General features: G+C 70.9%; 21 protein-coding genes and 2 pseudogenes. 5 read left to right on the top strand and 18 right to left on the bottom strand.

The window, feature by feature from the left end; translation table 11 throughout:
• The first annotated feature begins 63 nt into the window (after nucleotides 1-63).
• Entirely contained in the window at nucleotides 64-2,868 is a 2,805-nt protein-coding gene (lanL, locus tag HJD23_RS21720; RefSeq protein ID WP_171117655.1) for a class IV lanthionine synthetase LanL, read from the top strand.
• Nucleotides 2,865-3,014, top strand: a complete 150-nt coding sequence (locus HJD23_RS21715) for a VenA family class IV lanthipeptide (RefSeq protein ID WP_171117653.1) — start codon at nucleotides 2,865-2,867, stop codon at nucleotides 3,012-3,014. Before lanL ends, HJD23_RS21715 begins: the two co-directional genes overlap by 4 nt.
• A gap of 61 nt (nucleotides 3,015-3,075) precedes the next feature.
• Here HJD23_RS21715 and HJD23_RS21710 read toward each other — a convergent pair whose 3' ends face one another.
• On the bottom strand, nucleotides 3,076-3,702 hold the full coding sequence (locus HJD23_RS21710; RefSeq protein WP_197973492.1) for a TetR/AcrR family transcriptional regulator C-terminal domain-containing protein: 627 nt from the start codon (nucleotides 3,700-3,702) through the stop codon (nucleotides 3,076-3,078).
• Nucleotides 3,703-3,884: 182 nt separating this feature from the next.
• Here HJD23_RS21710 and HJD23_RS21705 point away from each other — a divergent pair, with 182 nt between their 5' ends.
• Nucleotides 3,885-4,607, top strand: coding sequence for an NAD(P)H-binding protein (locus HJD23_RS21705; protein WP_171117649.1), 723 nt, complete (start codon nucleotides 3,885-3,887; stop codon nucleotides 4,605-4,607).
• A gap of 10 nt (nucleotides 4,608-4,617) precedes the next feature.
• On the opposite strand, the gene HJD23_RS21700 is transcribed toward HJD23_RS21705, so the two are convergent.
• The 14 genes and pseudogenes from HJD23_RS21700 to HJD23_RS44000 form a co-directional block, all read right to left on the bottom strand.
• Entirely contained in the window at nucleotides 4,618-5,025 is a 408-nt protein-coding gene (locus tag HJD23_RS21700; RefSeq protein WP_171117648.1) for a DUF1257 domain-containing protein, read from the bottom strand.
• Nucleotides 5,026-5,066: 41 nt separating this feature from the next.
• Nucleotides 5,067-6,605 (bottom strand): AAA family ATPase, encoded by a 1,539-nt coding sequence (locus HJD23_RS21695; RefSeq protein WP_171117646.1) that lies wholly within the window; start codon nucleotides 6,603-6,605, stop codon nucleotides 5,067-5,069.
• 17 nt (nucleotides 6,606-6,622) lie between these two features.
• A complete protein-coding gene (locus HJD23_RS21690) occupies nucleotides 6,623-7,198 on the bottom strand; it encodes a 4Fe-4S single cluster domain-containing protein (RefSeq protein WP_171117643.1) in 576 nt (191 codons plus the stop codon).
• The gene (locus HJD23_RS21685) at nucleotides 7,195-7,407 is read right to left on the bottom strand and encodes a DUF2997 domain-containing protein (RefSeq protein WP_171117640.1); all 213 of its coding nucleotides are present in this window, start codon (nucleotides 7,405-7,407) and stop codon (nucleotides 7,195-7,197) included. The genes HJD23_RS21690 and HJD23_RS21685 overlap by 4 nt, the downstream gene beginning before the upstream one ends.
• Nucleotides 7,408-7,449: 42 nt before the next feature.
• Complete coding sequence (locus tag HJD23_RS21680) at nucleotides 7,450-9,081, bottom strand: Hsp70 family protein (protein ID WP_171117638.1); 1,632 nt, start codon at nucleotides 9,079-9,081, stop codon at nucleotides 7,450-7,452.
• On the bottom strand, nucleotides 9,081-9,626 hold the full coding sequence (locus HJD23_RS21675) for a hypothetical protein (RefSeq protein WP_171117637.1): 546 nt from the start codon (nucleotides 9,624-9,626) through the stop codon (nucleotides 9,081-9,083). The genes HJD23_RS21680 and HJD23_RS21675 overlap by 1 nt, the downstream gene beginning before the upstream one ends.
• A complete protein-coding gene (locus HJD23_RS21670) occupies nucleotides 9,623-11,569 on the bottom strand; it encodes a WD40 repeat domain-containing protein (protein ID WP_171117634.1) in 1,947 nt (648 codons plus the stop codon). The genes HJD23_RS21675 and HJD23_RS21670 overlap by 4 nt, the downstream gene beginning before the upstream one ends.
• Nucleotides 11,570-11,746: 177 nt before the next feature.
• Entirely contained in the window at nucleotides 11,747-12,535 is a 789-nt protein-coding gene (locus HJD23_RS21665) for a DNA-formamidopyrimidine glycosylase family protein (protein ID WP_171117633.1), read from the bottom strand.
• 89 nt (nucleotides 12,536-12,624) lie between these two features.
• Nucleotides 12,625-14,628 carry a beta-galactosidase gene (locus HJD23_RS21660; RefSeq protein WP_171117631.1) on the bottom strand — a complete coding sequence of 668 codons (2,004 nt, stop codon included), beginning with the start codon at nucleotides 14,626-14,628 and terminating at the stop codon, nucleotides 12,625-12,627.
• A complete protein-coding gene (locus HJD23_RS21655; protein WP_171117628.1) occupies nucleotides 14,625-15,935 on the bottom strand; it encodes a glycoside hydrolase family 36 protein in 1,311 nt (436 codons plus the stop codon). Before HJD23_RS21655 ends, HJD23_RS21660 begins: the two co-directional genes overlap by 4 nt.
• Before the next feature lie 71 nt (nucleotides 15,936-16,006).
• Nucleotides 16,007-16,930, bottom strand: a complete 924-nt coding sequence (locus HJD23_RS21650; protein WP_171117627.1) for a carbohydrate ABC transporter permease — start codon at nucleotides 16,928-16,930, stop codon at nucleotides 16,007-16,009.
• A complete protein-coding gene (locus HJD23_RS21645; RefSeq protein WP_171117623.1) occupies nucleotides 16,927-17,910 on the bottom strand; it encodes a sugar ABC transporter permease in 984 nt (327 codons plus the stop codon). The genes HJD23_RS21650 and HJD23_RS21645 overlap by 4 nt, the downstream gene beginning before the upstream one ends.
• Nucleotides 17,907-19,217, bottom strand: coding sequence for an ABC transporter substrate-binding protein (locus HJD23_RS21640; protein WP_171117621.1), 1,311 nt, complete (start codon nucleotides 19,215-19,217; stop codon nucleotides 17,907-17,909). The genes HJD23_RS21645 and HJD23_RS21640 overlap by 4 nt, the downstream gene beginning before the upstream one ends.
• Nucleotides 19,218-19,446: 229 nt before the next feature.
• Nucleotides 19,447-19,765, bottom strand: a pseudogene (locus HJD23_RS44000) (DUF6087 family protein).
• A gap of 412 nt (nucleotides 19,766-20,177) precedes the next feature.
• Here HJD23_RS44000 and HJD23_RS21630 point away from each other — a divergent pair.
• Nucleotides 20,178-20,420, top strand: coding sequence for a hypothetical protein (locus HJD23_RS21630; protein WP_171117616.1), 243 nt, complete (start codon nucleotides 20,178-20,180; stop codon nucleotides 20,418-20,420).
• Nucleotides 20,421-20,974: 554 nt separating this feature from the next.
• Nucleotides 20,975-21,130 carry a hypothetical protein gene (locus HJD23_RS21625; protein WP_171117614.1) on the top strand — a complete coding sequence of 52 codons (156 nt, stop codon included), beginning with the start codon at nucleotides 20,975-20,977 and terminating at the stop codon, nucleotides 21,128-21,130.
• 484 nt (nucleotides 21,131-21,614) lie between these two features.
• On the opposite strand, the pseudogene HJD23_RS21620 reads toward HJD23_RS21625, so the two are convergent.
• The 3 genes and pseudogenes from HJD23_RS21620 to HJD23_RS21610 all read right to left on the bottom strand — a co-directional run.
• Nucleotides 21,615-21,797 (bottom strand): annotated as a pseudogene (locus HJD23_RS21620) (site-specific integrase); the annotation flags it as partial.
• A gap of 82 nt (nucleotides 21,798-21,879) precedes the next feature.
• Nucleotides 21,880-22,446, bottom strand: a complete 567-nt coding sequence (locus tag HJD23_RS21615) for a peptidoglycan-binding protein (RefSeq protein WP_171117612.1) — start codon at nucleotides 22,444-22,446, stop codon at nucleotides 21,880-21,882.
• A 99-nt stretch (nucleotides 22,447-22,545) separates the two neighbouring features.
• Nucleotides 22,546-24,429 (bottom strand): alkaline phosphatase PhoX, encoded by a 1,884-nt coding sequence (locus tag HJD23_RS21610; RefSeq protein WP_171134060.1) that lies wholly within the window; start codon nucleotides 24,427-24,429, stop codon nucleotides 22,546-22,548.
• Between the last annotated feature and the right edge of the window lies 1 nt (nucleotide 24,430).

The raw sequence follows: 24,430 nt of genomic DNA, 5'->3' as shown, positions 1-24,430 counted from the left end.
GTGGAGGGCGCCGCAGTACGGGGGGCAGGCCGGCGGCGTCCGTCGAGGCCGAGGAGGGGTCCGATGGGCAACCGTGAGGCGGACGGCGGGCTTGGTGGTCTGCTGGAGGGGGCCCTGCGCAGCGCCGGAGCGGTTTCGCGCTGGCAGGTCCTGAGGGACGAGTCGTGGTGCCGCGTCGTGCCGTGCGACGGCGCGCAGCGGGAACAGGGCTGGAAGCTCCATGTCTCGGCGACGCAGGTGTCCGCGCCCGAGGTGCTCGAAAGGGCACTGAGGGTGCTGCTGAGGGAGGATTCCGCTTTCAAGTTCGCCAGTTCCGTGGCCCGGGTGGCCGCTTTGAACACCCGTGGCACGCCACGGGGCAGCTCCGGGAAGTTCATCACGGTTTATCCCCGCTGTGACGCTGCCGCGGTTCGTATCGCCGATGCACTTCACCGCTCCACGGCGGGGCTGGCCGGGCCGCGCATCCTGTCCGACCACCCCTATGCGCCGGACAGCTTGGTGCACTACCGCTACGGATCGTTCGTCGGTCGCCGCCAGTTGTCGGCACAGGGCCTCTTCGTCGACTTCATCTACGACCCCGAGGGCAATCCCGTGGAAGACCGGCGGACCGGGCAGTACCTTCCGCCTTCCTGGGCGGTGTCGCCGTTTCCCGTCTTCGGTGCCCCACCCGGCGGCTCGACCGCGTCGGGCAGCGGTGCCCCGGTGCTCGGCGGGCGCTTCGCCGTGCGGGAAGCGATCCGGTACAGCAACAAGGGCGGTGTCTACCGGGGCACCGACACCCGCACGGGGGCCGCTGTGGTGATCAAGGAGGCCCGGCCGCATGTGGAAGCCGATGCCTCCGGGTGGGACGTGCGCGACTGGCTGCGCACCGAGGCCGAAATGCTGGACAGGCTGCGCGAACTGAACCTGTCCCCAACGCCGTTGGCGGTGTTCGAGCACGGCCGGCACGTCTTTCTGGCCGAGGAGGAGGTGCCGGGCATCCCCTTGCGCCGGTGGGTGATCGACCGATTCCTCAACACCGGCTGGCGGCAGTACCGTTCCGACGCCCTCGACATGGTCGCCCGGCTGGTGGACCTCGTGGCCACAGCCCATGAGCACCACTGCATCGTGCGGGACCTCACTCCTGGCAACATCATGGTCCGGCCGGACGGCACGCTGCGGCTGATCGACCTGGAACTGGCCGTAGTCGAGGGGATGACCACCAGACCGACGTCCCTGGGCACGCCGGGCTTCAGCGCTCCGGAACAACTGCGCGGCGCACCGCCGGCGCCGACGGCCGACTACTACAGTCTGGGCGCCACCGCGGGATACGTCCTGACCGGGAACGTGCCGCATCTCCTTGCCGACGAGCCGGCCACCAGGTGCGTGGACCAGCGCAGGGCCGCCTGGCTGACGGCCTGCGCCGAACGGCTGGAGCTGCCTGCGAGCCTGGTGACGATGGTCCTCGGGCTGACCCGCGAGGACCCCGCGAAGCGCTGGGACCTGTCACGGGCGCGCACCGCGCTGTCCTCGCCCACCGCCCTGCCGGGTCACCAGGGCGCGGTACCGGCCGCGAGGGCGTACCGGCAGACCAGCGCCGACAGGGTGGGCGTCGAGCAGCAGGACCAGGATCCGGTCACCGCGCTCGTCGATGGTCTGGTCAGCTCCATCAGCCCGGACGACAGCCGGCTGTGGCCCGTGTCGACCGCGGTCGGAGAGGCCGATCCGTGCGTCGTTCAGCAGGGAGCGGCCGGTGTCCTGGCGGTGCTCACCCGGTACTTCGAGCTCACCGGAGACCCCCGTCTGCCGGAAGTGATCTCCGCGGCGGGCCGGTGGATCCTGAGCCGGGCGGGCACCGGCCCCGCCCGCCCGGGCCTCCACTTCGGCCTTCCCGGCATCGCCTGGGCCCTCTGTGACGCAGGGCGAGCCATCGACGACCAGCATCTGATGGACCGCGGCCGTGAGTTGGGGCTGGCGCCGCTCGAGTCCTGTGCCGGCCACGACATCACCCACGGCACCGCGGGCAGCGGACTGGCAGCACTCCACCTGTGGCTCCACACCGGCGATGAGCGCTTCGCTCACCGCGCCATCGAGGCCGCCGACAAGCTGGCCGCCTCAGCGTGCCGCGACGCGGACGGGGTCAGCTGGCCGGTGCCCGCCGAGGCCGGCGGGTGGCCGACGGGAAAGCCGTACCTCGGCTTCGCCCACGGAACCGCGGGCATCGGCTACTTCCTCCTTGCCGCCGCACTCCTGTGCGAGCGCCCCGAGCACCTGTCTCTGGCCGTCGAGGCCGGTGACAGCCTGCTGGCCCACGCCGTCCTCACCGGCACGTCGGCCCAATGGCCCGTCCAGGCGGGAAAACCGCCCACCGCACCGTACTGGTGCCACGGAGCGGCAGGCATCGGCAACTTCCTCATCGGGCTCCACCAAGTCACTGGGGAATCGCGCTTCGCCGACCTCGCCCGCCGCGCCGCCCAGGCCGTGGCCGAGCACGCCACGCGTGGCCCTCTCACCCAGTGCCACGGGCTGGCCGGCAACGCGGACTTCCTCCTCGACATGGCCGACGCAACGGGCGAGGACTTCTACCGCTCCACCGCCCGGGACATGGCCGGCATCATCCTCGCCCAGCGGACATACCGGCACGGCCGGATGGCTTTTCCCAACGAGTACGGCGAGACCTCGACGAGCTGGAGCGACGGCACCAGCGGCGTCCTCGCGTTCCTGCTGAGACTGCACCACGGCTCGCCCCGGCAATGGACCGTTCCCCTGCAGACCCGGATCCGCCGCAACAGCACGGAGTCCACCACGGAGTCCACAAGGGTCGGCACACAGACGCGGCGGCAGACCACTGCCGTCGTCCCACAACAACGCCAAGGAGTCACTCAATGAACGACCACGACATCCAGCTGCTCGCCGAGCTGCACGCGCTCCCCGAAACCGACCCCGTGGACAGTGCCGGCGAGCAGTTCGCCACGTGCGCCTGCGTCGGCCTGCTCACACTGCTGAACACCATCTGCGTCGGTAGCACCTGGTGACCCCACAGCGCCCGACGCAGGACGCGTTTGCCGGCCCCCAGGCCGGCAAACGCCCACCGGCTCAGTGGGCGGGCTCGTCCGGGTGGAGGGCGTCCAGGATGAGCGTGAGGCCGAAGGTGAACTCGTCGGCGTAGTCGTAGCCGGGCTTGAGGACGTGCTCGGTGGCCAGTTCGGTGAGGTGGGGGTAGGCGTCGGCGGGCATGTCGCGCAGGATGGCGCCCGTGACCTCGTTCAGTTCCGCCGCGCCTTTGAACGGCAGGCGCAGTTCCTGCAGTACGAAGCCGTACAGGTAGCTGTCGATCAGCGAGACGGCGTGCGCGGCCATCGGGACGGAGAAGCCCGCGGAGCGCAGCGCTCCGATGACGGCGTCGTGGTGGCGCAGGGTCGCGGGGCCGGGCTGGGAGCGGGAGTCCATCAGGCCGATGGCCCATGGGTGGCGCTTGAGGGCGGCGCGGGCGGAGACCGCGCGATGGCGCATGGCGCTCTTCCAGTCTGTGTCGCAGCCCGTGTCGCAGCCCGTGTCGCGCGGTGGCAGGTCGATCTCGGCGAACACCGCGTCCACCATGCCGTCGAGGATGTCCTCCCGGCCCGCCACGTGGTGGTAGAGCGACATCGCTTCGACGCCCAGTGGTTCGGCGATGGCCCGCATGGTGAGCGAGGCCGAGCCCTTCTCGTCCGCGACCGCCATCGCGGTACGGATCACGCGCTCGCGACTGAGCGGGGTGCGCGTCGACACCGACGCCCCGCGCCGGACCCTGCCCTTGCCTGCCTCGCGCATCCAACCTCCTTGAAGCCCCCTTGACCGCCTTACAGCATAAGGCTACCTTGCCTTACAACATAAGGTAGACATCCCGGCGGAGGGGCTGCGCCATGGGCACGGATCGGGTCAAGAAGGTCTGCATCGTCGGGGCTTCGGGGAAGCTCGGGCAGTACATGGTCCGGCACGCGCTGGACCGCGGCTACGAGGTGGTCGGCGTCTGCCGGGAGCGCAGCGTGCCCAAGCTGGCCGCGTTCGAGGGGCGGATCACCGTCGTGCCCGGGCCCACCGACGATCCGGAAGTGATCCGGCGTGCCGTCGCCGGGTGCGACGGGGTGTTGACGGTGCTGGTGCCCTGGGGCGTGCGGCAGTACGCGTCAGGCACGGCGCAGGCGGTGCTCGATCACGCGCCGCCGGGCGCGCGCCTGGTCTTCTCCTGCGGCTGGCACATCACGCGCGACGGGAAGGATCGGTACTCGCGGTGGTTCACGCTGGGCGTCCGGGTCGCCGCCCTGCTGGGCAAGCTCGTCCGCGCCGTCGAGATCGACGACCAGGTGGAGGCATGCCGGCGGATCTTCGCCAGTGACACCCGGTGGACCGTGGTGCGCGGCAGCAGCCTGGAGGAGGGCGAGAGCCAGGGCCTGCCCGTGTGGAGCCGGCACGTGGGAGACCCGGTGCTGGCCAGCAATCTGACGCGCCGGGTGGACTTCGCGCTGTTCATGGTGGAAGCGCTCACCGACGACAGGCTCGTCCGGGAGGCACCGGCGATCGTCGGCTGCCGAACACCCAGCGCCCTCGCCCACAGCGGCGGCGGTCCCCACCACCACGCCCAGTAGCTGCGCCGACTCACTGGAACCGCCGCAGCACCATCCTGACCGTCCCGTCCCGTTCCGTCGTCTCTTCCGTCAGGGTGAAGCCCTGGGCCGCCAGGGTGTCGGTCGTGAGGTGGTAGGCGTGGCGGGCGGTCAGGCGGGACAGCCAGTGGTCGTCGTGCTTCCGGCGGTCGTACTCGCTGATCACCGCCCGGTAGCGGCCGTCCTCCTGGTGCAGGAAGCCGAGGTCGTTGGAGGCCCGGCCGATGTGGGCGCGGCGGACGATGACGTGGGCGCGGTCGGAGCGCACGTCGCCCTGGTAGCCGTACAGCGGCTGAGGGGTGTCGTGGAGTTCCACCTCGCCGTAGCCCACGTCCGCGAGCGCGGCGCGCAGGGCGTCCGGGTCGGTCAGCTGCGTGGTCATGGTGGTGAAGTGCGACATGGGGTCTCCGTAGGTGGTTGGGCGGCCGATCCGCGGGCGCCTCAGTGGCCGAGCGGTTCCAGCGGCACGACGAACTGGCGTTCCGCCTCCACCGCCTCGTCGAAGGACGCCGACTGCGCGCGGCCCTCCCGCATCCAGGACCGCAGCGCGCCGATCGTCTCCCGCTGGGACACCGACAGCGGTACCTGGCGGGCCAGCGCGGTGAGGATGTCGTCGGTGGTGAACTCGCGGTCCTGGTGGAAGCCGACGTACATCGCGTCCACGATCGTCTGCTCGATCTCGGCGCCGACGTACCCCTCGGAGCGTGCCGCCAGCCGCGCGATGTCGAAGTCGCCCGGCAGCCGCCGGCGTTTGCGCAGGTGGACCGAGAAGATCTCGGCGCGTTCCTCCGCGGTGGGCAGGTCGAGGAAGAAGATCTCGTCGAAGCGGCCCTTGCGGAGCACCTCCGGCGGCAGGCTGGAGACGTCGTTGGCGGTGCCGACCACGAAGCAGGGCGCCGTCTTCTCCTGCATCCAGGTCAGGATCGTGCCGAACACGCGGGTGCTGGTGCCCGAGTCGCCGCCGCCGTGGGCGAGCGCCTTCTCCATCTCGTCGATCCACACCACGCACGGCGCGACCGTCTCGGCGAGCCGGAGCGCCCGGCGGGTGCGTTCCTCCGCCTCGCCGACCAGCGAGCCGAACAGGGCGCCGACGTCGAGCCGCAGCAGCGGCAGCCGCCACAGTCCGCCGATCATCTTGGCGGTCAGGCTCTTGCCGGTGCCCGGAATGCCGATCAGCGCCATGCCCTTGGGCGCGGGCAGGCCGTAGTCCCGGGCCTCCTGGGTGAAGGCGCGCTCCCGCAGCCGCAGCCACTGCTTGAGTACGTCGAGGCCGCCCACGTCGTCGGGGGTCTCGTGGACCGGGTAGAACTCCAGCGCCTCGCTCTCCCGGATGACCTCCTTCTTCTCCCGTACGACGGCTTCGATGTGCCGTTCGTCCAGGGCGCCGTCGCGGACGATGGCCTTGGCGTAGGCGCGGCCGGCCTGGGCGGCCGTCATGCCGAGGGCCGCCTGGCCCAGCTTCTCCCGCCCGGCGGGCGTGAGGCCGACCTTGATCCCGGGAGTCCTGGTGAGCCCGCCGAGCACGCCGTCCAATTGCGCGGCGTCGGGCAGCGGGAGTTCCAGCACTTCCGTCTCGTTGCGGAGCTCTTCGGGGACCGTGCGGGTGGGGGAGATGACGACGATGGACTTGCGGGTGAACTTCAGCCGCTGCGCGGTGTTGCGCAGCTTCCGCTTCACCTGGGGGTTGGACCAGCAGTCGTGGAAATCCTTCAGTACGAAGGTGATGTCGCCGTCGGCCTTCTCCACCTGCTCGATCACCGTCAGCGGGTCCTTCGCGACGGGCAGGTTGCCGGGCTTGCCGCTGAGCACCTCGAACCCGTCCGCCAGATCCCAGGCGAGGCAGGGACGCCGGCCGCGCTCGCAGACCTCGGCGATGGCCTTGAGCGCCCGTTCCTCCTCCAGGGTGACGACCACCACGAGCGTGTAGCGCGCCCGCAGGAAGAGATCGAGCTCCCCCTCGAAGCCCGAAACGGGGCCCATACCGTCGTACTCCTTCTTCACTCGCCCACCTCCAGCGGGTCGATGCCGGTGAGGGTCAGCCGTCCGTCGGGGTGGATGACCACCTCAGCGTCCGGGACCGCGTCGAGATCGTGCGGCGTGTACCGGTCGCCGAACAGGTGCAGCGTCTTGTTGGCGGAGCCGCGCAGGCCCCGGGCGATGCGCCGCCCCGCCTCGTACCGCCCGGCGAGCAGGACGTCGACGCGGTCGCGCAGGGCAGCCAGCTCCGGCATCCGGGCCACCTCCGGCCAGCGGTACCCGGTGAACAGGACGGCCGACAGGGAGGTCTCGGCGCGGATGCGGCCCAGCAGCCGCAGGACCGGTTCGCGCTGCTGAAGCGGCTCGCCGCCGCTGATCGTCACGCCCTCGATGCGGTCGCCGAGGCCCCGGATGCGCTCGAACAGGTCGTCCACGGGCGTCTCCGCGCCGCCCCGTGCATGGGTCTCGGGGTTGAAGCAGCCGGGGCAGCCGAGCGTGCAGCCCTGCACCCAGACCACGGCGCGGACGCCCGGGCCGTTCGCGGCGCTGTACGGCTCGAAGCCGTGGATGCGCAGCCCCCGCTGTGGCCGGTTCACGAGCCCGGCCCGCGCCGCAGCTGTTCCTCGTTGCGCTGCTGTATCACCGCCTGGGCCTCGGCGGTCAGTTCGCGTTCCACGATCCGGCCGCCCAGCGCCTTCTCCAGGTCCTCGGTGAGGTCGAGGCAGCCCGCGCCCGCCACCCCGCGCACCTCGATCCTGGTGGTGCCGTCGGGTGCGATGAACACCTCGACTTCCTGCAACTCCATGTGCGTCTCCCTGTATCGGTTTCACGACATCGGTTTCACGACCTACGTCAGCTTCACGACGGGGTAGTCGCGGTGGGTGACCCGCCCGCTGACCAGGTCGTGCGCGGTCAGCAGCAGCCGCTTGTTGGCGTCGATGCCGAACTCCACGCGGAACCGCGCCTGCCCGGCGGACGCGGGCGGCTTGGCGTGCAGGAACATCGGGCTCTGTTCGTTGATCCAGAAGCGGTTGCGGGCGTCGTCGTCCTCGGCCGAGATCTGCCGGACCCGCCAGGCGCCCGACGGGTCGCACACCAGCTCGGTCCCGCCGCCGGCACCGCCGGGCCGGTGGCCGCCGAGTTCGTAGATGGCGATGCCGAGTTCACGCTGCCCGTCGTGGGTCGCGCGGACCGTCATCGTGTGCACCGGCTCGGTGGTGGGGTAGGCCGTACCGGCCTTGACGCAGGTGCGGTACTCGTACCGCCCGCTCTTGCGGTCGAACCAGCGCACCGCGTAGTCGTGCTGGATGTGGTCGTGGAAGGCCGTGCCGGCGGCGAAGGCCGCGGCGCCTCGGGCCACGGCGTCCAGCGGCCGGTCGCTGAGGACCCGCTCACGGCCGAAGATGCGCTCCAGCGTCCGGCGCACCGAGGGGATCAGGCTGCTGCCGCCGACCATCAGCACCGCGGCCAGGTCGTCCTCGTCGTAGCCGCGGGTGGCGGCCGCCCGCAGGGCACGGCGGACCACCCGGTCGATACGGGAGTACAGGTCCCGCCGGTCCAGCAGGTCCTCGAACGACACCACGCGCTCGCCGGGGGGCTCCGGGCCGCTGCGGATCAGGTCGATGCCGAGCACGGCCCCGGTGTCCGGGTTCATGACGCTGATCTCGGCGCGTTCGCGGCCCGGCTCGGACAGGGCCTCCTTGGCGCGCTCGCACTCCACCAGCAGGGCCCGGCTGAGCCGGCGGACGTCCTCCTCGCCGTCGTGGCGGCCGCAGCGCGCCAGCAGTTCCTCGTAGATCCACTGGTCGATGGTGGAGCCGCCGATGTCGTCGCCCGCCTTGCCCAGCACCCGGCAGTACCGGCCCGAGCCCGCGCGGTCGTCCTCGTCCTGGACGCGCACCACGGCCGCCTGGACCGTGCCGCCGCCGAAGTCGAACATCAGGTAGGCGTGGCCGGGCCGGATGTGCGCGCCGTAGCCGAGCGCGGCCGCCGACGGCTCGTCGATCAGCCGGAAACGGGGCATGCCCGCCCGCTCGGCCGCCTCGGCCAGCCAGTCCTCGTAGTGCTCGAACGACTCGACGGGGGCGGTCAGGGCGATCTCCTCGCCCTCGGTGCCCGCCTCGACGGCGGCGAACGTCAGCACGGTGGACAGGAAGTCGTGGCCGGCCTCGGCGGGCGACACCTGACGGCCGTTCACCGTCATCTTCTGCGGGCTGCGGTTGGAGACGTAGCGCTTCATCCAGCGGAAGGTGCCCGCCGCGTGGTACTTGCCCGCCGACAGCACCTGGTCGCCGAGGAACTGCCGTCCGTCCTCGGCGTAGTGGATCAGCGACGGCACCACCGGCACCCGGTGGGCGCCGTGTCCGAGCAGCCGCCCGTAGTCGGGGATGCCGACGGTGACGCCCTGGCCGGTCCCCTCGTCCCAGACGGCCACGACCGTGTTGCTCGTCCCGAAGTCGACGCCCAGCCGGCCCGCCATCAGTGCTCCTCCTTGTCGTCGCTTCCGTCGCGGACGTCCACACCGGCCTTGCGCACGATCCGCCCGTCGCAGGACAGCCCCACCACCCGGACCAGCACCGGCTCTCCCGGCGCCGGTGCCACCGCCGCGCTCAGCGGCTCGTGCAGATCCGGGTCGAACGGCTGCGCGGCGCCGGGCTCGCCGACGGTGTCGACGCCCACGTCACGCAGCAGCCGCAGCAGCCGGGTGCCGACCTCCACGACGTCACCGGTGCGCAGCTGCGCGGTGCCCGAACGGTGCAGGTGCGCCTGCGTCGACAACTGCACCAGGGGCGAGCCGATTGTCGTGACCAGCTGCTCCAGGTCGGCGCGGGTCCGCTGCCGGGCGCCCTCCTCCGCGCCCGCGCGGGCCCGGGCGAGTTCGGCGCGCAGCCGCTCGACGGTCCGGTCGCGTTCGGCGATCTCCAGCCGGGCCTGTCTCAACTCGCTGCGCAGTCGCAGGGTTTCGTCCGTCCTTCCCGGCAGCAGCCTGCGCAGCATCCGGGTGGCCTTCGTCATGGCGCTCACCGCCTCCCCTTCCGTTTGCGCCGGGGCCGGTGCGGGGTCCGGTTGGGGTCCCGCGCGGTGCCCTCGCTCACGTCGTCGCTCAACTCGACGTCGTGCGCCGCGGCCTGGTCGTCGTACGACGCGTCGAGGAGTTCGACGTCGTGCCGGTGGCGCCACCGGACGAGTGCTGCGATCAGGTCGAACCAGGCGCGTTCGGCCGAGGTGAAGCGGTCGTACGACCCCCTGAAGCGGCGTATCCGGGCGGGGTCGACCTCGCCGAGGGGGGTGCGGACCAAGGCGTCGAGCTGCGAGAGTTTGCGGGTCCACCAGAGCATGCGCCCGTCACTCGATCCGCTGGCCAGGAGCGAACCGTCGGGGCTCACCGCCAGGGCCTCGACCGTGCCGCGGTGGCCCCGGAGTTGCCCGGCCGGCTCGCCCGACGGCAGATGCCACAGCCGTACGACGCTGTCCTGGCCGGCGCTGGCGAGCAGCTTGCCGTCCGGTGTCATGGCCAGCGCCCGGATGAGCTGCGTGTGCCCCCTGAGCACGCCCGCGGGTTCGCCCGAGGGCAGGTGCCACAGCCGGACGGTGCGGTCGTAACCGCCGGTGGCCAGCAGCGAACCGTCCGGGGTGATCGCCAGGGAGCCGACATGGTCGGTGTGGCCCTCCAGGGCGCGGATCGGCTCCCCGCCGGGCAGCCGCCACAGACGCAGATTGCCCTTCTGGCCGCCGCTGACGAGCATGCTCCCGTCCGGCGTCACGGCCAGGCACGGCACCCACAGCTCGTCGGCCTTCAGGGTGGTGGTCCGGGTCAGCCTGCCCGAGGACACGCGCCACAACTGCACGTTGGGGCCGTAGCCACTGCTGGCCAGCAGATCGGCGTCCGGGGACAGCGCGACCGCCAGGAGATTGCGGCCCAGCACCACGTTGCGCTTGGCCATGGTGTGGGAGTACTCCCCGATCACGCTGCGCGAGCGCAGGTCCCAGACCTTGATCCCGCCGCCCAGGTCTCCCGTGATCAGCAGCTTTTCGTCGGGGGTGGTCGCCATCGTCAGGACGCGCTTCGAGCCGCTGAACGCGAGCGGCCCCACCGGTGATCCCGTGGGGACGTGCCACAGCAGTGCGTCGCCCCTGCTGCTGCCGCTGATCACCTGTTCGCCGTCGCGGGTCACGGTCAGGGACTGGATGTCGGAGAGCGAGGAGATGACCTGTGCCTGCCGCTCGCCGAACGGGGTCGTGCCGGGAAGTTCCGCGGCGCAGGCGCGTCTCGCCAGCCGCACCAGCTCCTGGTAGCCGGCCGGGTCCGTGTCGGGCAGTCGCCAGCGGGCGTCCCCCACCATCCGGATGACCGCCGCCGCCCGCGCCGCCGGGGCGTCGAACGCCAGCCGCCACAGCTCGTCCCACCGCTGCGCACCCGACAGCGTCTGGACCACCGCGTCCCACTCGATGTCGGACACCCGTCCGGCCTGGCGCACGGCCCCGTCGGCGACCGCCCGCACCCACTCCAGGCGTCCCCCCGCGCGCGCCTTCTCGGCCAGCCGCCGCCGCAGCGCCGCCTCGGCCCCGGCGTGGACGCCGCGCAGCAGGCTCCCGTCGAAGTCGAGATCGGCGTACCGGTCGAACTCACCGGCCAGGAACAGCGCCACGGCATGCCGGCCGGGGTCCGAGGGCGCCCGGGGCGCCCGCGCCAGCAGGCGGGCGAGGACCTCGTCGCCGGTCGAGAGCATCACGTCCGCCACGGCGTCGATCGCGTCCTGCTCCTGGACGCCCTCCAGGGCGCCGCGCGCGATCTCGCCGACGACCGGGTCCGAGGAACGTACGAGCGCCTCGGCGAGCACGGCGGCCGCGGCGGCCGTGCCGAGCGTGGACAGCTCCTCCGCCGCCCGTCGGCGCCGTCGCGGCCCGAACATCTTGGAGGTGTCCGTGAGTCTGGCGGTCAGCCGGTCGAGCCGGGGATCACTCATCCGGCCACCTGTGCGGTTTCCATGCTGCCTCGCGTGTCTCGCAGGTCAACGTGTCCGCCGCCCACTGTGACCCGGCTCGCTCGGGACCGGTCCCGAGGCGGGCCGCACCCGGCCTCGTCAGGAGTCCCCAAGGGGACACCACAGCAGGGACAGCGTCCGGGCCGCACCCGGCCCTCGTCAGGAGTCCCCCGGCTGGCAGCGCGGGCACCACACGGTCGTCCGGCCCGCGACGCGGGACCGGCGCAAGGGGGTGCCGCAGCGGGGGCAGTGCGGGTCCGGGTCGTCGCGGTGGCCGGTGAGCCAGGAGTCGCGCGGCGGTACGCAGCCCTCGGTGACCGCCGAGCGCAGGGTGCGGCGCATCTCGGTGTGCAGGCGGCGGCGGTCGGCCTGACCGAGATCGCTCGCCCGGACGGTGGGGCGCAGCCGCGCCCGCCACAGGATCTCGTCGGCGAGCAGATTGCCAAGGCCGGCCAGGACGGACTGGTCGATGAGCGCGGCCTTGAGAGCGCCGCGGCGTGCGGTGAGCGCGGCCTCGAACTCCTCGCGGTCCACCGCCAGCGCGTCGGGGCCCTGACGCTCCCGCAACCGTTCGACCTCGGCGTCGTCGGCCAGCCACAGGCCCTGGAGCTTGCGCTGGTCGCGGAAGCGGAGCTGGCGGTCGCGGCCGACGGTGAACAGGACGCGGTCGTGGGGTGCGGCGGCCGCGTCGGGGTGGTCGCAGACCAGTCGGCCGGTCATGCCGAAGTGCAGCAGGAGGGTGTGGCCGCCGCCGGTGCGGGCGAGCAGCCACTTGCCGTGCCGTTCGAGCCCGGTGAACCGGCGGCCCTCCAGCGCCTCGCGCAGCCGTCGCGCGCTCACGCCGTGCAGGACGCCCGTGTCACGCACGTCGACGCGCCGGATGACCCTGCCCTGCGCACAGGAGGCGAACACCCGCCGGAATCCCTCGACGTCCGGCAGTTCCGGCACGCTCCCCATTGTTCCCCCGGCGGCACCACCCGTCCTGACGGATGGTGCCGCCGGGGGATGCCTGACCGGATGGCGCCGCCGGGGTGCCCTCAGACCCCGCGCGGCTCCCGTACGACCACCGTCTCCCCCGCCGGCACCGTGACCGACCCGGGCGCCTGCTTGCCCGTGAGGAGTTCCGTGGCGTCGGACGCCACGGCGACCTCCGCGGCCGCGTCGGTGTGGTTGATGAGGAAGAGGTAGTCGGCGTCCCCGCCCCGGCGCAGGACCGCCTCCACGCCGGGAGCGGTCTCGCGCACCGGCGCCACGCCCGCCTCCGTGCGGATGCGGTCCAGGAGCGCGGCCAGGGTCTCCGGGTCGGGAAGCGTGGCCACATACCAAGTCGCCCCCGCACCATGGCTGTTGCGGGTCACCGCCGGTACGCCGGTCAGCGGGCCGGACGTGTACGACGCGACCGGCTCGGCGCCGGACAGGCGTACCCGCTCCGACCACAGGGTCCCCGTACCGCCCCCGCTCAGGCCCACCGACTCCCCCGGCAGCAGCGGAAACACCTCGTCGGTGCGCACGCCCAGCGCCTCCCGGAACGCGCCGGGGTAACCGCCGAGCCGGACGTGGCAGTTCTCGTCGACCGCCCCGCTGTGGAAGCCGACGGCCAGGGTGCCGCCGCGCTCCGCGAAGGCGGTCAGGTTCGCCGCGCCCGCGTCGTCCACCAGGTACAGGCTCGGGGCCAGGATCAGACGGTACGGCGACAGGTCCGCGTCCGGGCGTACGAAGTCCACCGCGACGCCCGCGCGCCACAGCGGCTCGTACCAGGCGCGCACCAGCTCCTGGAAGCGCACCTGCTCGCTCGGCTGGGACGGCAGTTCCACCGCCCAACGGGCGTCCCAGTCCCAGACGATGGCCACTTCCGCCACGCCTGTGCTGCCCCGCACCTCCGCCAGCGCCCTCAGATCGGCGCCCAACGCGACCACGTCACGCCAGATCCGGCTGTCCGTACCCGCGTGCGGAAGCATCGCCGAGTGCCACTGCTCGGCGCCCGCCTTGGCCGCCCGCCACTGGAAGTACGCGATGCCGTCCGCGCCGCGCGCCACATGCGCCAGGGCGTTGCGGCGCAGCTCGCCCGGGCCCTTCGCGCGGTTGACCGGCTGCCAGTTCACCGCGCCCGTGGAGTGCTCCATCAGCAGCCACGGTCCGCCCGCCAGCGAGCGCATCAGGTCGCCGCTGAGGGCGATGTCGATCTGCGACTCGGGGTCCGCGGACTGCAGGTAGTGGTCGTTCGACAGCACGTCCAGGTGCGGGGCCCACCGCCAGTAGTCCAGCGCGTCGAAGTTGTACATCACCATGAAGTTGGTGGTGGCGGGGATCGACGGGGCCGCCGTACGCAGGATGTCCCGTTCCGCCACGTACAGCGAGAGCAGCTCGTCCGAGCAGAAGCGGCGCCAGTCCAGCTGGTGGGTGGGGTTGGGGACCGCGCCGGTGGCGCGCGGGGGGAGGATCTCGTCCCAGTCGTAGTACCACTGGCTCCAGAACGTGGTGCCCCAGGCCTCGTTCAGCGCCGCCAGGTCCGCGTAGCGCGAGCGCAGCCAGCCCCGGAACGCCTCCGCGCTGGTGTCGCAGTAGCACTCGGCGTTGTGGCAGCCGTACTCGTTGTGGACGTGCCACATCGCCAGCGCCGGGTGCCCGGCGTAGCGGTCGGCGATCGCGCGGGTGATCCTGAGGGCCGCCCTGCGGTACGCCGGGCTGCTCGGGCAGAACGTCTGACGGCTGCCGTACGACAGCCTGCGGCCGTCCCGGTCCACCGGGAGCGCCTCGGGGTGCTTCCGGAAGAACCAGGCCGGTGGGGCCGCCGTCGGGGTGGCCAGGTCGGCGGCGATGCCGTTCTCGTGCAGCAGGTCGAGGATCTTGTCCATGCGGGAGAAGTCGTACTCCCCCTCGGCCGGCTCCAGCAGCGCCCAGGAGAAAATGCCGACGCTGACCATGGTGACCCCGGCCTCGCGCATCAGGCGCATGTCCTCGGCCCAGACCTCCTCGGGCCACTGCTCGGGGTTGTAGTCACCGCCGTAGGCGATGCCGGGGAGCTTGAGCTCGGGCTTCATCGGTCACCTTCCAGCAGGCGGCGGGTGGTGGCCACGCCCCACTCGTCCAGGGACAGCAGGCGGTCGCTGGAGGCCATCAGGCCGCCGGTCGCCTCGACGTGCGCCGCCCAGCGCTCGCGGGTCTCGACGGCCGGGCGGGCCATCAGGCAGTCGGGGTCGTTGATCCAGAGACGGCCGTGCTGCCACTGCCGTCCGGCGCCGGTGAACTCGGCGGGGTCCTGGCCGGGCTGGCTGTAGTCGTCGGCCTCGGGGCGGCGGTGCGGTGCCGTGTCCGGGCTGACCCGCATCGCGTCGAACAGGCCGATGGACGGGAGGATCGGCGCGCCGCAGCCCAGCAGATACGCCTCGGCCCCGATCGCCTCGCGGATCAGCTCGATGCCGGAGCGGTACGCCGTCAGCGCGTCCACGTCCGCGTGCCGTACGCCGTCCAGGGCACCCGCGTAGAGGAAGTCGACCTTGAAGTAGTCGTAGCCCTCGGCGCGCAGGGTGCGGAAGACCTCCGTCAGGTACGCCGCCGCCCCGGGGTGGGTGGTGTCCAGGACATGCAGGTCGTGGCCCCAGTTGACGCCCGCGTGGAGGAAGCCGCCGGTCGCGTCCTTGACCAGCCACTCCGGGTGCTCGGCGGCCAGGGCGCTCTTCGGGTCCACCAGGAACGGGGCCGTCCAGATGCCCGCCCTGCGGCCCCGGGCGCGGATCGCGTCGGCGATGCCCTCGCGGGAGCGGAAGCGGCCGGAGAGGGTGAGCCAGTCGCCGAGGGCGCTCTGGTAGCCGTCGTCGATCTGGACGACGTCGATGGGCAGGTCGAGGGTGTCCATCGCACGGAGGTTCTCGTGGATGTCGTCCTCGGTGACGGCGGTGAAGTACTCGTACCAGGAGCACCAGACCGTGGGGGCGGGGCGGGGGGCGTCGAGGCCCAGGGCCGAGGCCCAGTCGGCCAGCACCGACTGGATGTCCGCGCCGGTCCACTCCTTCACCGGGCCGTTCGCGCTCACCTCCGCGATGCCGTCCGCGACGGCCAGCCGGATCGACGGGACCTCGCGGGTCGGGTCGGCCGCCGCCCACAGGCGGACCGGTGTGCCGTCGCCCGGGTCCAGGGCGAGCAGGCCCTCGCCCTGGAAGGTGCCCTCGGGGACGGTGACGCCGGGCCGGTAGCAGACGGTCGCCCAGTTGGCGTTGGTCGGGCGGTACGGCCGGTCGGTGAGGGCGTAGGCGCCGCTGGGGCTCCAGGACTGCCAGCCCTCCTCGTGGACGCGGGCTCGGGTGACGTCCACGGGCACGAAGGCCAGCGGCGTGAAGGGGTGGTACACGGTGGTTCTCTTTCGAAAAGGCCCGGCAAGACTCGAAAGGGCTGGGTGTCAGCCCTTTTCGAAACGGGTTGTCAGCCCTTGTTGGCGCCGAGCGTGAGGCCGCTGACGAACTGCCGCTGGAGCAGGAAGTAGACGATCAGCGTCGGGATCGCGGTGAGCAGGGCGCCGGCGGCGACCAGGTTGGGGTCGGTGAAGTACTGGCCGGAGAGGTTGTTCAGCGCCGAGGTGATCGGCATGTTCTCGCCGGTGGAGATCAGGACCAGGGCCCAGAAGAAGTCGTTGTAGATCCAGATGGACAGCAGGGTGGCCAGCGCCGCCATCGCGGGCTTGCACAGCGGCAGGGTGATCTGCCAGTACAGCCGCCACACCGACGCGCCGTCGACCAGCGCGGCCTCGGTCAGCTCGTGCGGGAGCATCTTCATGTAGTTGCTCAGCACGAACGCGCAGAAGCCCGACTGGAACGCCACGTGGATGAGCACGAGCCCGAGAGCGGAGTCGTACAGCTTGCCGCTCATCGTGATGCCGGGCAGGTCCACCAGGAGGTACAGCCGGTACAGCGGGGTGATGATGACCTGCTGGGGCAGCAGGTTGCCGGCCGTGAAGACCAGCAGCAGGGCCAGGTTGACCCGGAAGTCGAAGCGGCTGACGTAGAACGCCACCATCGACGACAGAAACAGGGTCAGCAGCACCGCCGGGACGGCGATCACCAGCGTGTTCACGAAGTAGTGCGTCATGTCCGACTGCGTGAACGCGTTGGTGAAGTTGTCGAAGTTGAGCGTGTCCGGGAGGGACACGTACCCCTTCTCGCTGGTCTCGGCGTACGGGCGCAGGGCCGCGTAGATCGCCCAGAGCAGCGGGGCCAGCCAGGCCAGCGCCATGGTGACGAGGACGACGTGCAGCAGGACGCGGCCGGGCCGGACCGGCCCGCGCTTCTTCGCGGTCTTCGCGGTCTTCGAAGCCGTCGCAGTCGTCGAAGGGACTGTCGCTGTGCTCATGCCCGCCGCTCCTTCCGGAAGGTGCTCACCAGGTAGGGAACGATCACGACGAGCGAGATCAGCAGCAGGACGACGGCGATCGCCGATCCGTATCCGATACGGCTCGACTCACCGATGATGTTGGTGGTCACCAGGATGGACAGCAGCTCGGTGCCCTCGGCGCCGCCGTTGAAGACGTAGACGAGGTCGAAGGCGCGCAGCGCCTCGATGATGGTGACGACCAGGACGACCGTGTTGGTCGGGCGCAGCGCCGGGAAGACGACGTTCTTGAACGTCTGCCACTCGTTGGCGCCGTCGATCGCGGAGGCCTCGCGCAGGGAGGGGTCGACGCCCTTCAGGCCGGCCAGGTAGAGGATCATCATGTAGCCGGTGTGGCGCCAGGACGCGGCGACGAGGATCGCCCACAGGTTGAGGTCCGGGTCGCCGATCCAGTCGATGTACTTGCCGGGCTCGTTGGCCCCGATGATGCTGTTGATCAGGCCGGTGTCGGGGTTGTAGACGAGCTGCCAGACGAAACCGATGACGGCCATGGACATCACGACCGGCAGGAAGAACGCCGTCTGGTAGACGCGGCTGAAGCGGATCTTCTTGTCCAGCTGCACGGCCAGGAACAGGCCGAGCGGCGTCGGGATCACGATCAGCACGACGAACCAGATGACGTTGTGCTGCACGGCCGGCCAGAACTGCGGGTTCTGCTCGAACAGTTCCTTGAAGTTCTGCAGGCCGACCCAGTGGATCGCGTCGAAGCCGATGCCGTCCCAGGTGGTGAAGGCGAGCGCGACGGAGGCGAGCGCGGTCACCCACACCAGGGTGATGTGCAGGATCGTCGGCAGGGTCGCCATCAGGCCCAGCGTGAGCCGGTCGCGACGGGTGAGCAGACGGCGGTGGCCCGTGGGCACCTTCTGCTTCTTGGCGGGGGCAGCGCCCGGAGGCGGCACGGCGGCCGCCTCCGGGTTCTCCTGGGTGATGTCCGTGGTCATGAGGACGCGAAGATCGTCTTCTTCTGGCGCTCGATGGACGAGAGCAGGCTGTCGACGCCCTTGGGGTCGCGGACGAACTTCTGCAGCGCGGGCTGCATCACCGTGGAGGTGAAGTCCGGACGGCTGTCGCGGTCCATGAACTGGGTGAGGTTCTTGGCGTCCGCGATCATGTCGTACGCCTTCTTCTGAAGGGGCGTGTACGAGGCGGTGTCGGCCTTGGTGGAGGCGGCGACGACGCTCGGGTCCGACTTGAGGTAGATCTCCTCGGCGGCCGGCGTGCCCAGGTACTCCAGGAGCTTGAGCGAACCCGTTTTGTTCTTCGGGCTCTTGCTCATCATGAAGCCGTCGGTCGGCGCCTCGACGGTGTCCTGGCCGTAGGCAGGGTCGATCTCCGGGAAGGCGAAGAAGTCGAGGTCCTCAAGGGCGGTCTTGTCGGTGAACTGCTGGGCGACGAACGAACCCATCAGATACATGCCGGCCTTCTTGGAGGCCAGGGTCTGGGCGGCGTCCTGCCAGGTGCGGCCGACGGCGCCTTCCTGGTGGTAGGGGAGGATCTCGGTCCACAGGTCGAAGGTCTTGCGGACCTTGGCGTCGGTCCAGGAGGCCTTGCCCGCCATCAGCTCGACGTGGAAGTCGTAGCCGTTGGCACGGAAGTTGATCTGGTCGAAGGTGCCGAGCGCGGGCCAGGCGTCCTTGTCGCCGAAGGCGATCGGGACGAGCTTGTCCTTCTGCATCTGCTTGCACAGGGCGATGAAGTCGTCCCAGGTCGTCGGGACTTCGTACCCCTTCTCCTCGAACACGCTCCTGCGGTAGAAGACGGCCCAGGGGTACGTGTAGAGCGGCACGAGGTAGTACTTGCCGTCCTCGCCCTTGCTGAGCGCCTTCATCGCCTCGGGGAAGTTCCCGCCGATCTTCTCCCACACGTCGTCGGTCGGGGTGGCGAGGCCCTTGGCCGCGAAGAACTGCATCCGGTAGCCGGCGAACCAGGTGAACACGTCGTCCGGCGTGCCCTGGAGGTAGGAGTTGATCTGCTCCTGGAACGTGTTGGAGTCCTTGGTGTTCACGTCGACCGTGAGCCCGGACTCCTTGGTGAACGCCGCGTAGATGTCGGCGAACGCCTTCTTCGGCACCGGGTCGGACGCCTTGGAGCCGAGCGTGACGGTCTTCGGGTCGGCGGCGGTTCCACTGCCCCCGCAGGCGCTGAGCAGGGGTATGCCGGCACCGAGAACGGCTGCGCCGCCCACGCCGCGCAGGAGGGTACGGCGGCTCGGGCTCGGGAGGGTGAGACCGGAGGGAGTTCTGTGCATGACGGCTCCTGGGGGAACAGGGGTCCGGCCCGAAATTGGTCGAAACCAATCAGAAATCAACCTGACCGAACACGAGGGTGGCGTAATAACAGCCGCATGTCTGGTCATACGTCAAGGGCGGACGTCACTGTTTGTTGAAACGTAACCGTCACAATCGGGTGTGATGGAGATAACCGGCAGGGGTGGCCACAGAAACCAACAGGGTCGACCGTGCCCCTGCTTCGGCTGGTCAGGGCTTTCGATGACGACCTGTTCCGGGCTCCTGACCGGTGGGCCGACCGCCCGAGGCGCCCTCCGGTGCCGGGGCACATACGTGACCCGGAAACTTTCGGGCCTCGGCCGCGTTGGCGGCAACGCCGACCGTCTCCCACGCCGTGCCGTTCCATTCGAGGAGCGCGGGGACCGTCGGGGTCGATGTGGGAGGCACGAGGGCCGGAGCGCAGGGGGACCGCACGGCGCGTGCCGGTGATCTGCCGCTCGGCCACCCTTCGCTCGTCCCGCCGCCGGGCCCACTCCGCCAGGGGCTCGTCCAGAGGTTCGTCACGCATTCCGCGCTTCCTTCGACCGGCCACGAGTTGGCCGGGGTGTGGGCGCGCAGGGTGAAGGTGAGGCGCAGTTCGCTGACGGCCAGCGCGACGGAGAGCGCGATGCCGGGTGCGGGGTGGGTGGTACGGCGAGCTGAGCGGCGTACGAGGAAGAACGCCGCCGCCAGGAGTGCCGGCCGGGCCAGCAGTGCCAGGCCGGGCCGGGTGGTGAGGGTGGCGCTCAGGACGGTCGAGTCGATGGCGTCCGTGAGGCCCGTGCCGCGTTCGTAGGGGCCGCGCACGAGCAGCAGGGTGGCCGTGGAGACCACCAGGGTCAGCCAGGCGGCCGTGTCGCCGCTGGAAGGGCCACGGTGGGCACCGTAACTCAGGACCGTTGCGGTTGCCGGTGACAAAGAATGGGACATATCGTCCTGTTATGGATGAGGGTCGTCCCGGCATTGATCAGATCATGGTTCTTGTCGCGGACAGGCACGGGCGCGTCGGCTACCGGGTCTGGCGCACTGCGCAGGACGACCGTTTCGACACGTACACAGGTCCGAAGACGTACTGGCACGTCGAAATCCGCAGCAAGGAGCACGCCAGGAGCGTCGCTGCCCAGGAAGGCTTCAAACTGCGGTGCGAGGGCGAGGTCTGGGATCGCCTGCCTGAAGAGGGTTGATCGGCGTGCCCGAGTGGGCGCACAGGATGCAGGCTTGGTTCTCCCTCACGACCGTCGACTACCGCGGCGTCGTATCCGCGGCGCAGGCTGGGCGGAGGCGGCGCCGCATCACGGCTCGGCGGTGCAGCTTGCAGCCCAGGAAGCCAAGGCGTGGAGATCCCTCGGCCCGTCTCAGTTTCCGTCCCATTCATCCCCGTACACCGCCGTACACCAGAGCCTTGCGGCCGGGGCGCGGACTTCCCGAACAGACCTCGAAAGCGAGTGTGGCGCAAGTCACCGAGGGTTCAAATCCCTCCGCTACCGCAGGTAGAAGAGGCGCCCGGTTCGTTGGACCGGGCGCCTCTTCGCTTCCGTCTCAGTTTCCGTCTCAGTTGATGGCATCGAGGGGAGGCAAGTTACCTGTCCAAGTCGTCCCCGGTTGAAGTTTTGTTGATCCTGGCCCCCTCCAGCCCAACGGGCCCATAGGCTGCTACTCGGGTGGCCGTAGGTCACGCCAACCAGTCCCTCAGATCACGTTGTACGCCCACAGACGGGCTTCGATCTGGAGGTGACTTTTGGAAGGCAAGAAGGACGGACATCCCTCCTCCGAGCCGGCTCGGGAGACCGAGACCGCTAAGGAGGCACAGAAGAAGGGCCCGAACTGGGCCGCGGGCTCATTCGTGATCAACCTGTGGCGCTTCGTGCGCGACTGGTGGAACGGCGGTGAGTGACCACGACCTCAGCTCAGGCCCTCTTCCCGATATGACTGCGTAAGCAGTCTCCCTGCCCTCAGGCAGGGTGGTGCGTCCTGGTCCGACGCACCGGAGGCCGCACGCCGAAAGGCGCTGCGGCCTCCGTCTTTGGGGAACAGCGTCTAAGCGAAGTCAGGTACCGGCTTGGTGGCGGGTCCAACACCGGTCTGTCGGGGGTGTTCCTCTGGTTGTGGTTTCTCTGGTTGCTCTCCAGAGATCGTTTTGCAATCAGTGCCTTGGCGGGTGACACGAGGTTTGCACCGTCAGAGTAGCGGCCCTTCCTCCCTTGCGAGGGGGGAAGGACTCACAAAGTTGCAAGCCGGGTGAGCGTTCCGCTGGAGGAGCGCGCATCACCTTGGGGATCTGACCTGCCAAAACAGGTAGCCACGCAAGACGCTCTACCGGCCAGCCTAAGCAGCAACCCTTACGCGTGAAACTAGCAACCCTCAGCAGCCCTTACGCGTCAGGCTGCCGGATGCGCACCGTCGTCGGTGTGCTCTGCCTCAGCGGCCCAGATCAGTCCGTCGACCTGGCGGGCGACGTCGTTCCGGACAGAATCCACCATGTGCTGGTAGCGGGCGGCCATGGCCGTAGTTGACCAACCCATGAGCCCCATGACAGCTCGCTCGGAAACCCCGAGCGGCAGCCGTCGCTCACTGCCGCTGAAGGGCTCGCCCTCCCGCGCGGACGTGGCGGGCAGGCGGCCATGGCCAGTGGTACCCCGATCGTCAGCGGCACGCCGATCCCCCGAGTGGGTGGTAGAGGGCCTGGCGCCATTCGGCTTGGTTGTCGAGGCCCCAGTAGCGGAAGAAGTACGTGCCGTCGCTGACGCGGGCCCGCAGGAAGAGCTTGGTCCAGGTCGAGCCGCTCGTGGTCCGGTAGTGGATCCATTCCTGGCTGTCGTTGTAGGCGGGGCCTACGACCAGGCGGTTGTCCAGTCTGTCCCAGGTCTTCCGGCCGACGACGCCGTCGACGTCGCTTCCAGTGAAGCCCAGGCGGCGCTGCAGGGTCTTGACGGCGTTCGCGGTTGTGGTTCCGTAGGCGCAGTCGACGTCAGTGAAGTCGAGGATGTACTCCGCCTTCAGGATGTTCTGCACCACGCCGACGGCGTTGCTGTTCCAGTACGGACTTCCCGGCCACAAGGTGGCCTCGTCTTCGAAGTCGTTCTGGGCTCCGGGGTCCGCGTCGATGTACCCCTTACTCACGTCGGCGGTGGCGGGGCTGGGGCTCATCACGACGCCGAGGGCCAGCGCGGCGGTGGCGCCTGCGACGAGGAGGCGACGGATTCCTGGCATAAGACGATTCTCCGTTTCCCAGCGGAACGTCCGAGCGTTCCGACCGCTGTTTGCTGATGCTGTGTCAGTGCGCGGGAGTGCTGGACGCGCGCCATCCGGCTACTGGCCGGTGGCAGCCTCGGGACCGGCCGGTACCCGGACCGCGACGGTGGCCGAGCGCGGGCGGCCCCCGGGCTCGTGGTCCGGCCAGTTGCCGACGGCGCGTGGACGGTCGGCGGAGGCGGCGGTCCCCTGTCCAGGGTGCTGGATGTTGACGAACAGGGTGTGGCCATCGGCGGACGCGGATACCCCGGTCACCTCAGCGCCGCGGGGCGCGGTCAGGAAGCGTCGCACCGTGCCGGTGCGGGGGTCGGCGGCCAGCAGCGCGTTGTTGCCGACGGCCCGGTGGACGGGGTCGGGCCCGCCGAGGTCGTGGGCGGGGATGCCGGTGGAGATCCACAGCAGCCCTTCGGCGGTGAAACCCACCCCTTTCGGGCAGGCGAACCGCCCGTGCTCCGTCAGCTCCGCCGCACCACCGGTCAGGAACTCCTCCCAGCGGAACGTGTCCTCGGCGGCGCCATCTGATCCACCCGTCCCCTCGCGCCACCGCAGCACCCGGCCGTACGGACTGTGCCGCGCCGACCGCTTCCCGGCGGACCCGGTGTCCTCGGCGCAGTCGGTGCATCCGGCCGGGCCGCTGCTGCCGGCCAGGGCGAGGTAGACCGACCCACTGTGCGGGTCCACGGCGACGCCCTCGGGTCCGGCCAGCCCGGTGGCCCCGACGGCGTCGGCGGCGAGGCGGGCGCGGACCAGTACGTCGGCCTGGTCACGCCAGCCGTTGGCCGCGGTCAGCGGGCCCTGGCCGAAGGTCAGCGGGAGCCAGCGGCCAAAACCGTTGTCGGCCAGGCGTGCGACGGCGAGCGTGCCGTGGTCCAGCGGGCTGCGGCCCTGGGTGCGCAGCGTGCGCCACGGCCTGGAGCTGACGAAGCGGTAGAGGTACTCGCCGTCCTCGGCGTCCGTGCTGTAGACGACAACCCGTCCGTCGTGTGTCTCGGTGACGGTGGCTGCGCCGTGCCAGAAGCGCCCCAGGGCGGTCCGCTTGACGGGCACGGAATCCGAGACGTCCGGGTCGAGCTCCACGATCCAGCCGAACGCCTCGGGCACCGCCCGTCGGTCGGCGAGGTCGAAGCGGGCGTGCGCGGTGTGCCAGGGGCTGCCCTGGCCGCCGGCGGCCAGGCCGTAGCGCCGCTCGTTCTCGCCGCGCCGCCAGGCGGGGCTGTCCGTGCCGAAGCAGGCGCTGGCGTTCCGCTCCGCCAGCAGGACGGTGCCCCAGGGCGTGATCCCGGTGGCGCCGGGGGCCAGTACGCCCCGGCCGGCCGGCCCGCCCGCCCCGGTGAGACGTTCGGCGGCCGGGCCGGCCGGCGTCACCGGGGTGTCGGCGGTCAGGCGGCGGTTGAACCGGGAGCCTGCCGTGCGCCACGCACCGTCGGATCCGGCGGCCACGGCCACGACCGTCACTCCCTGCGCGGCCATCGCCACCTCGCCGGGCACCTGGCCGGCTGTCTCGTCGGCCGACTGGTGGGTGACGACGAGCAGGCCCTTCTGCCCTGCGGCGCGGGGGAGGAACTCCACACCGTGGTGGTGACTGCCGACCTGGGTGGCCTGGGCCGCCGCGCTTCCGCCGGTGGGCCGCCAGCGGGGGGCAGCGGGGCTCAGTGGGTCACCCCAGCGGGCCAGGGGCGCGGCCCGGAAGCCGGCCGGTACGGTCACCGTGTCGGTCGTGTCCGCCGGTACGGCAGCGAAGGCGGCCAGGGCTCGGGCGGCGGAGCCGGTTCTCGTGGCCGCGCCAGTGCGCGGCGTGGCCAGGGCCGCGGGGGCGCCGGAGACGAGCAGCGCGGCGGCGGTGGCGGTGCCCGCGGCGAGGATCGAACGGCGGGAAGCCCCCCGGCCGGCCGGCTCGGCCGCGGGGTCGTCGCCGCGGCGGCCGTCGTCGTGCTGTCGCATG

The organism is Streptomyces sp. Z423-1 (assembly GCF_013009255.1).
Taxonomy (GTDB): Bacteria; Actinomycetota; Actinomycetes; order Streptomycetales; family Streptomycetaceae; genus Streptomyces; species Streptomyces gossypiisoli.
This window is presented reverse-complemented; position numbering and strand designations above follow the sequence as displayed.

Bases quoted from the DNA above. Each gene is read 5' to 3' on its own strand.
- HJD23_RS21705 (WP_171117649.1), top strand. From the start codon at position 3,885: ATGGGCACGGATCGGGTCAAGAAGGTCTGCATCGTCGGGGCTTCGGGG.
- HJD23_RS21640 (WP_171117621.1), bottom strand. From the start codon at position 19,217: ATGCACAGAACTCCCTCCGGTCTCACCCTCCCGAGCCCGAGCCGCCGT.
- HJD23_RS21715 (WP_171117653.1), top strand. From the start codon at position 2,865: ATGAACGACCACGACATCCAGCTGCTCGCCGAGCTGCACGCGCTCCCC.
- HJD23_RS21700 (WP_171117648.1), bottom strand. From the start codon at position 5,025: ATGTCGCACTTCACCACCATGACCACGCAGCTGACCGACCCGGACGCC.
- HJD23_RS21610 (WP_171134060.1), bottom strand. From the start codon at position 24,429: ATGCGACAGCACGACGACGGCCGCCGCGGCGACGACCCCGCGGCCGAG.
- HJD23_RS21630 (WP_171117616.1), top strand. From the start codon at position 20,178: ATGGATGAGGGTCGTCCCGGCATTGATCAGATCATGGTTCTTGTCGCG.
- HJD23_RS21650 (WP_171117627.1), bottom strand. From the start codon at position 16,930: ATGAGCACAGCGACAGTCCCTTCGACGACTGCGACGGCTTCGAAGACC.
- HJD23_RS21615 (WP_171117612.1), bottom strand. From the start codon at position 22,446: ATGCCAGGAATCCGTCGCCTCCTCGTCGCAGGCGCCACCGCCGCGCTG.
- lanL (WP_171117655.1), top strand. From the start codon at position 64: ATGGGCAACCGTGAGGCGGACGGCGGGCTTGGTGGTCTGCTGGAGGGG.
- HJD23_RS21680 (WP_171117638.1), bottom strand. From the start codon at position 9,081: ATGGCGGGCCGGCTGGGCGTCGACTTCGGGACGAGCAACACGGTCGTG.
- HJD23_RS21660 (WP_171117631.1), bottom strand. From the start codon at position 14,628: ATGAAGCCCGAGCTCAAGCTCCCCGGCATCGCCTACGGCGGTGACTAC.
- HJD23_RS21670 (WP_171117634.1), bottom strand. From the start codon at position 11,569: ATGAGTGATCCCCGGCTCGACCGGCTGACCGCCAGACTCACGGACACC.
- HJD23_RS21695 (WP_171117646.1), bottom strand. From the start codon at position 6,605: ATGGGCCCCGTTTCGGGCTTCGAGGGGGAGCTCGATCTCTTCCTGCGG.
- HJD23_RS21710 (WP_197973492.1), bottom strand. From the start codon at position 3,702: ATGGCGGTCGCGGACGAGAAGGGCTCGGCCTCGCTCACCATGCGGGCC.
- HJD23_RS21645 (WP_171117623.1), bottom strand. From the start codon at position 17,910: ATGACCACGGACATCACCCAGGAGAACCCGGAGGCGGCCGCCGTGCCG.
- HJD23_RS21685 (WP_171117640.1), bottom strand. From the start codon at position 7,407: ATGGAGTTGCAGGAAGTCGAGGTGTTCATCGCACCCGACGGCACCACC.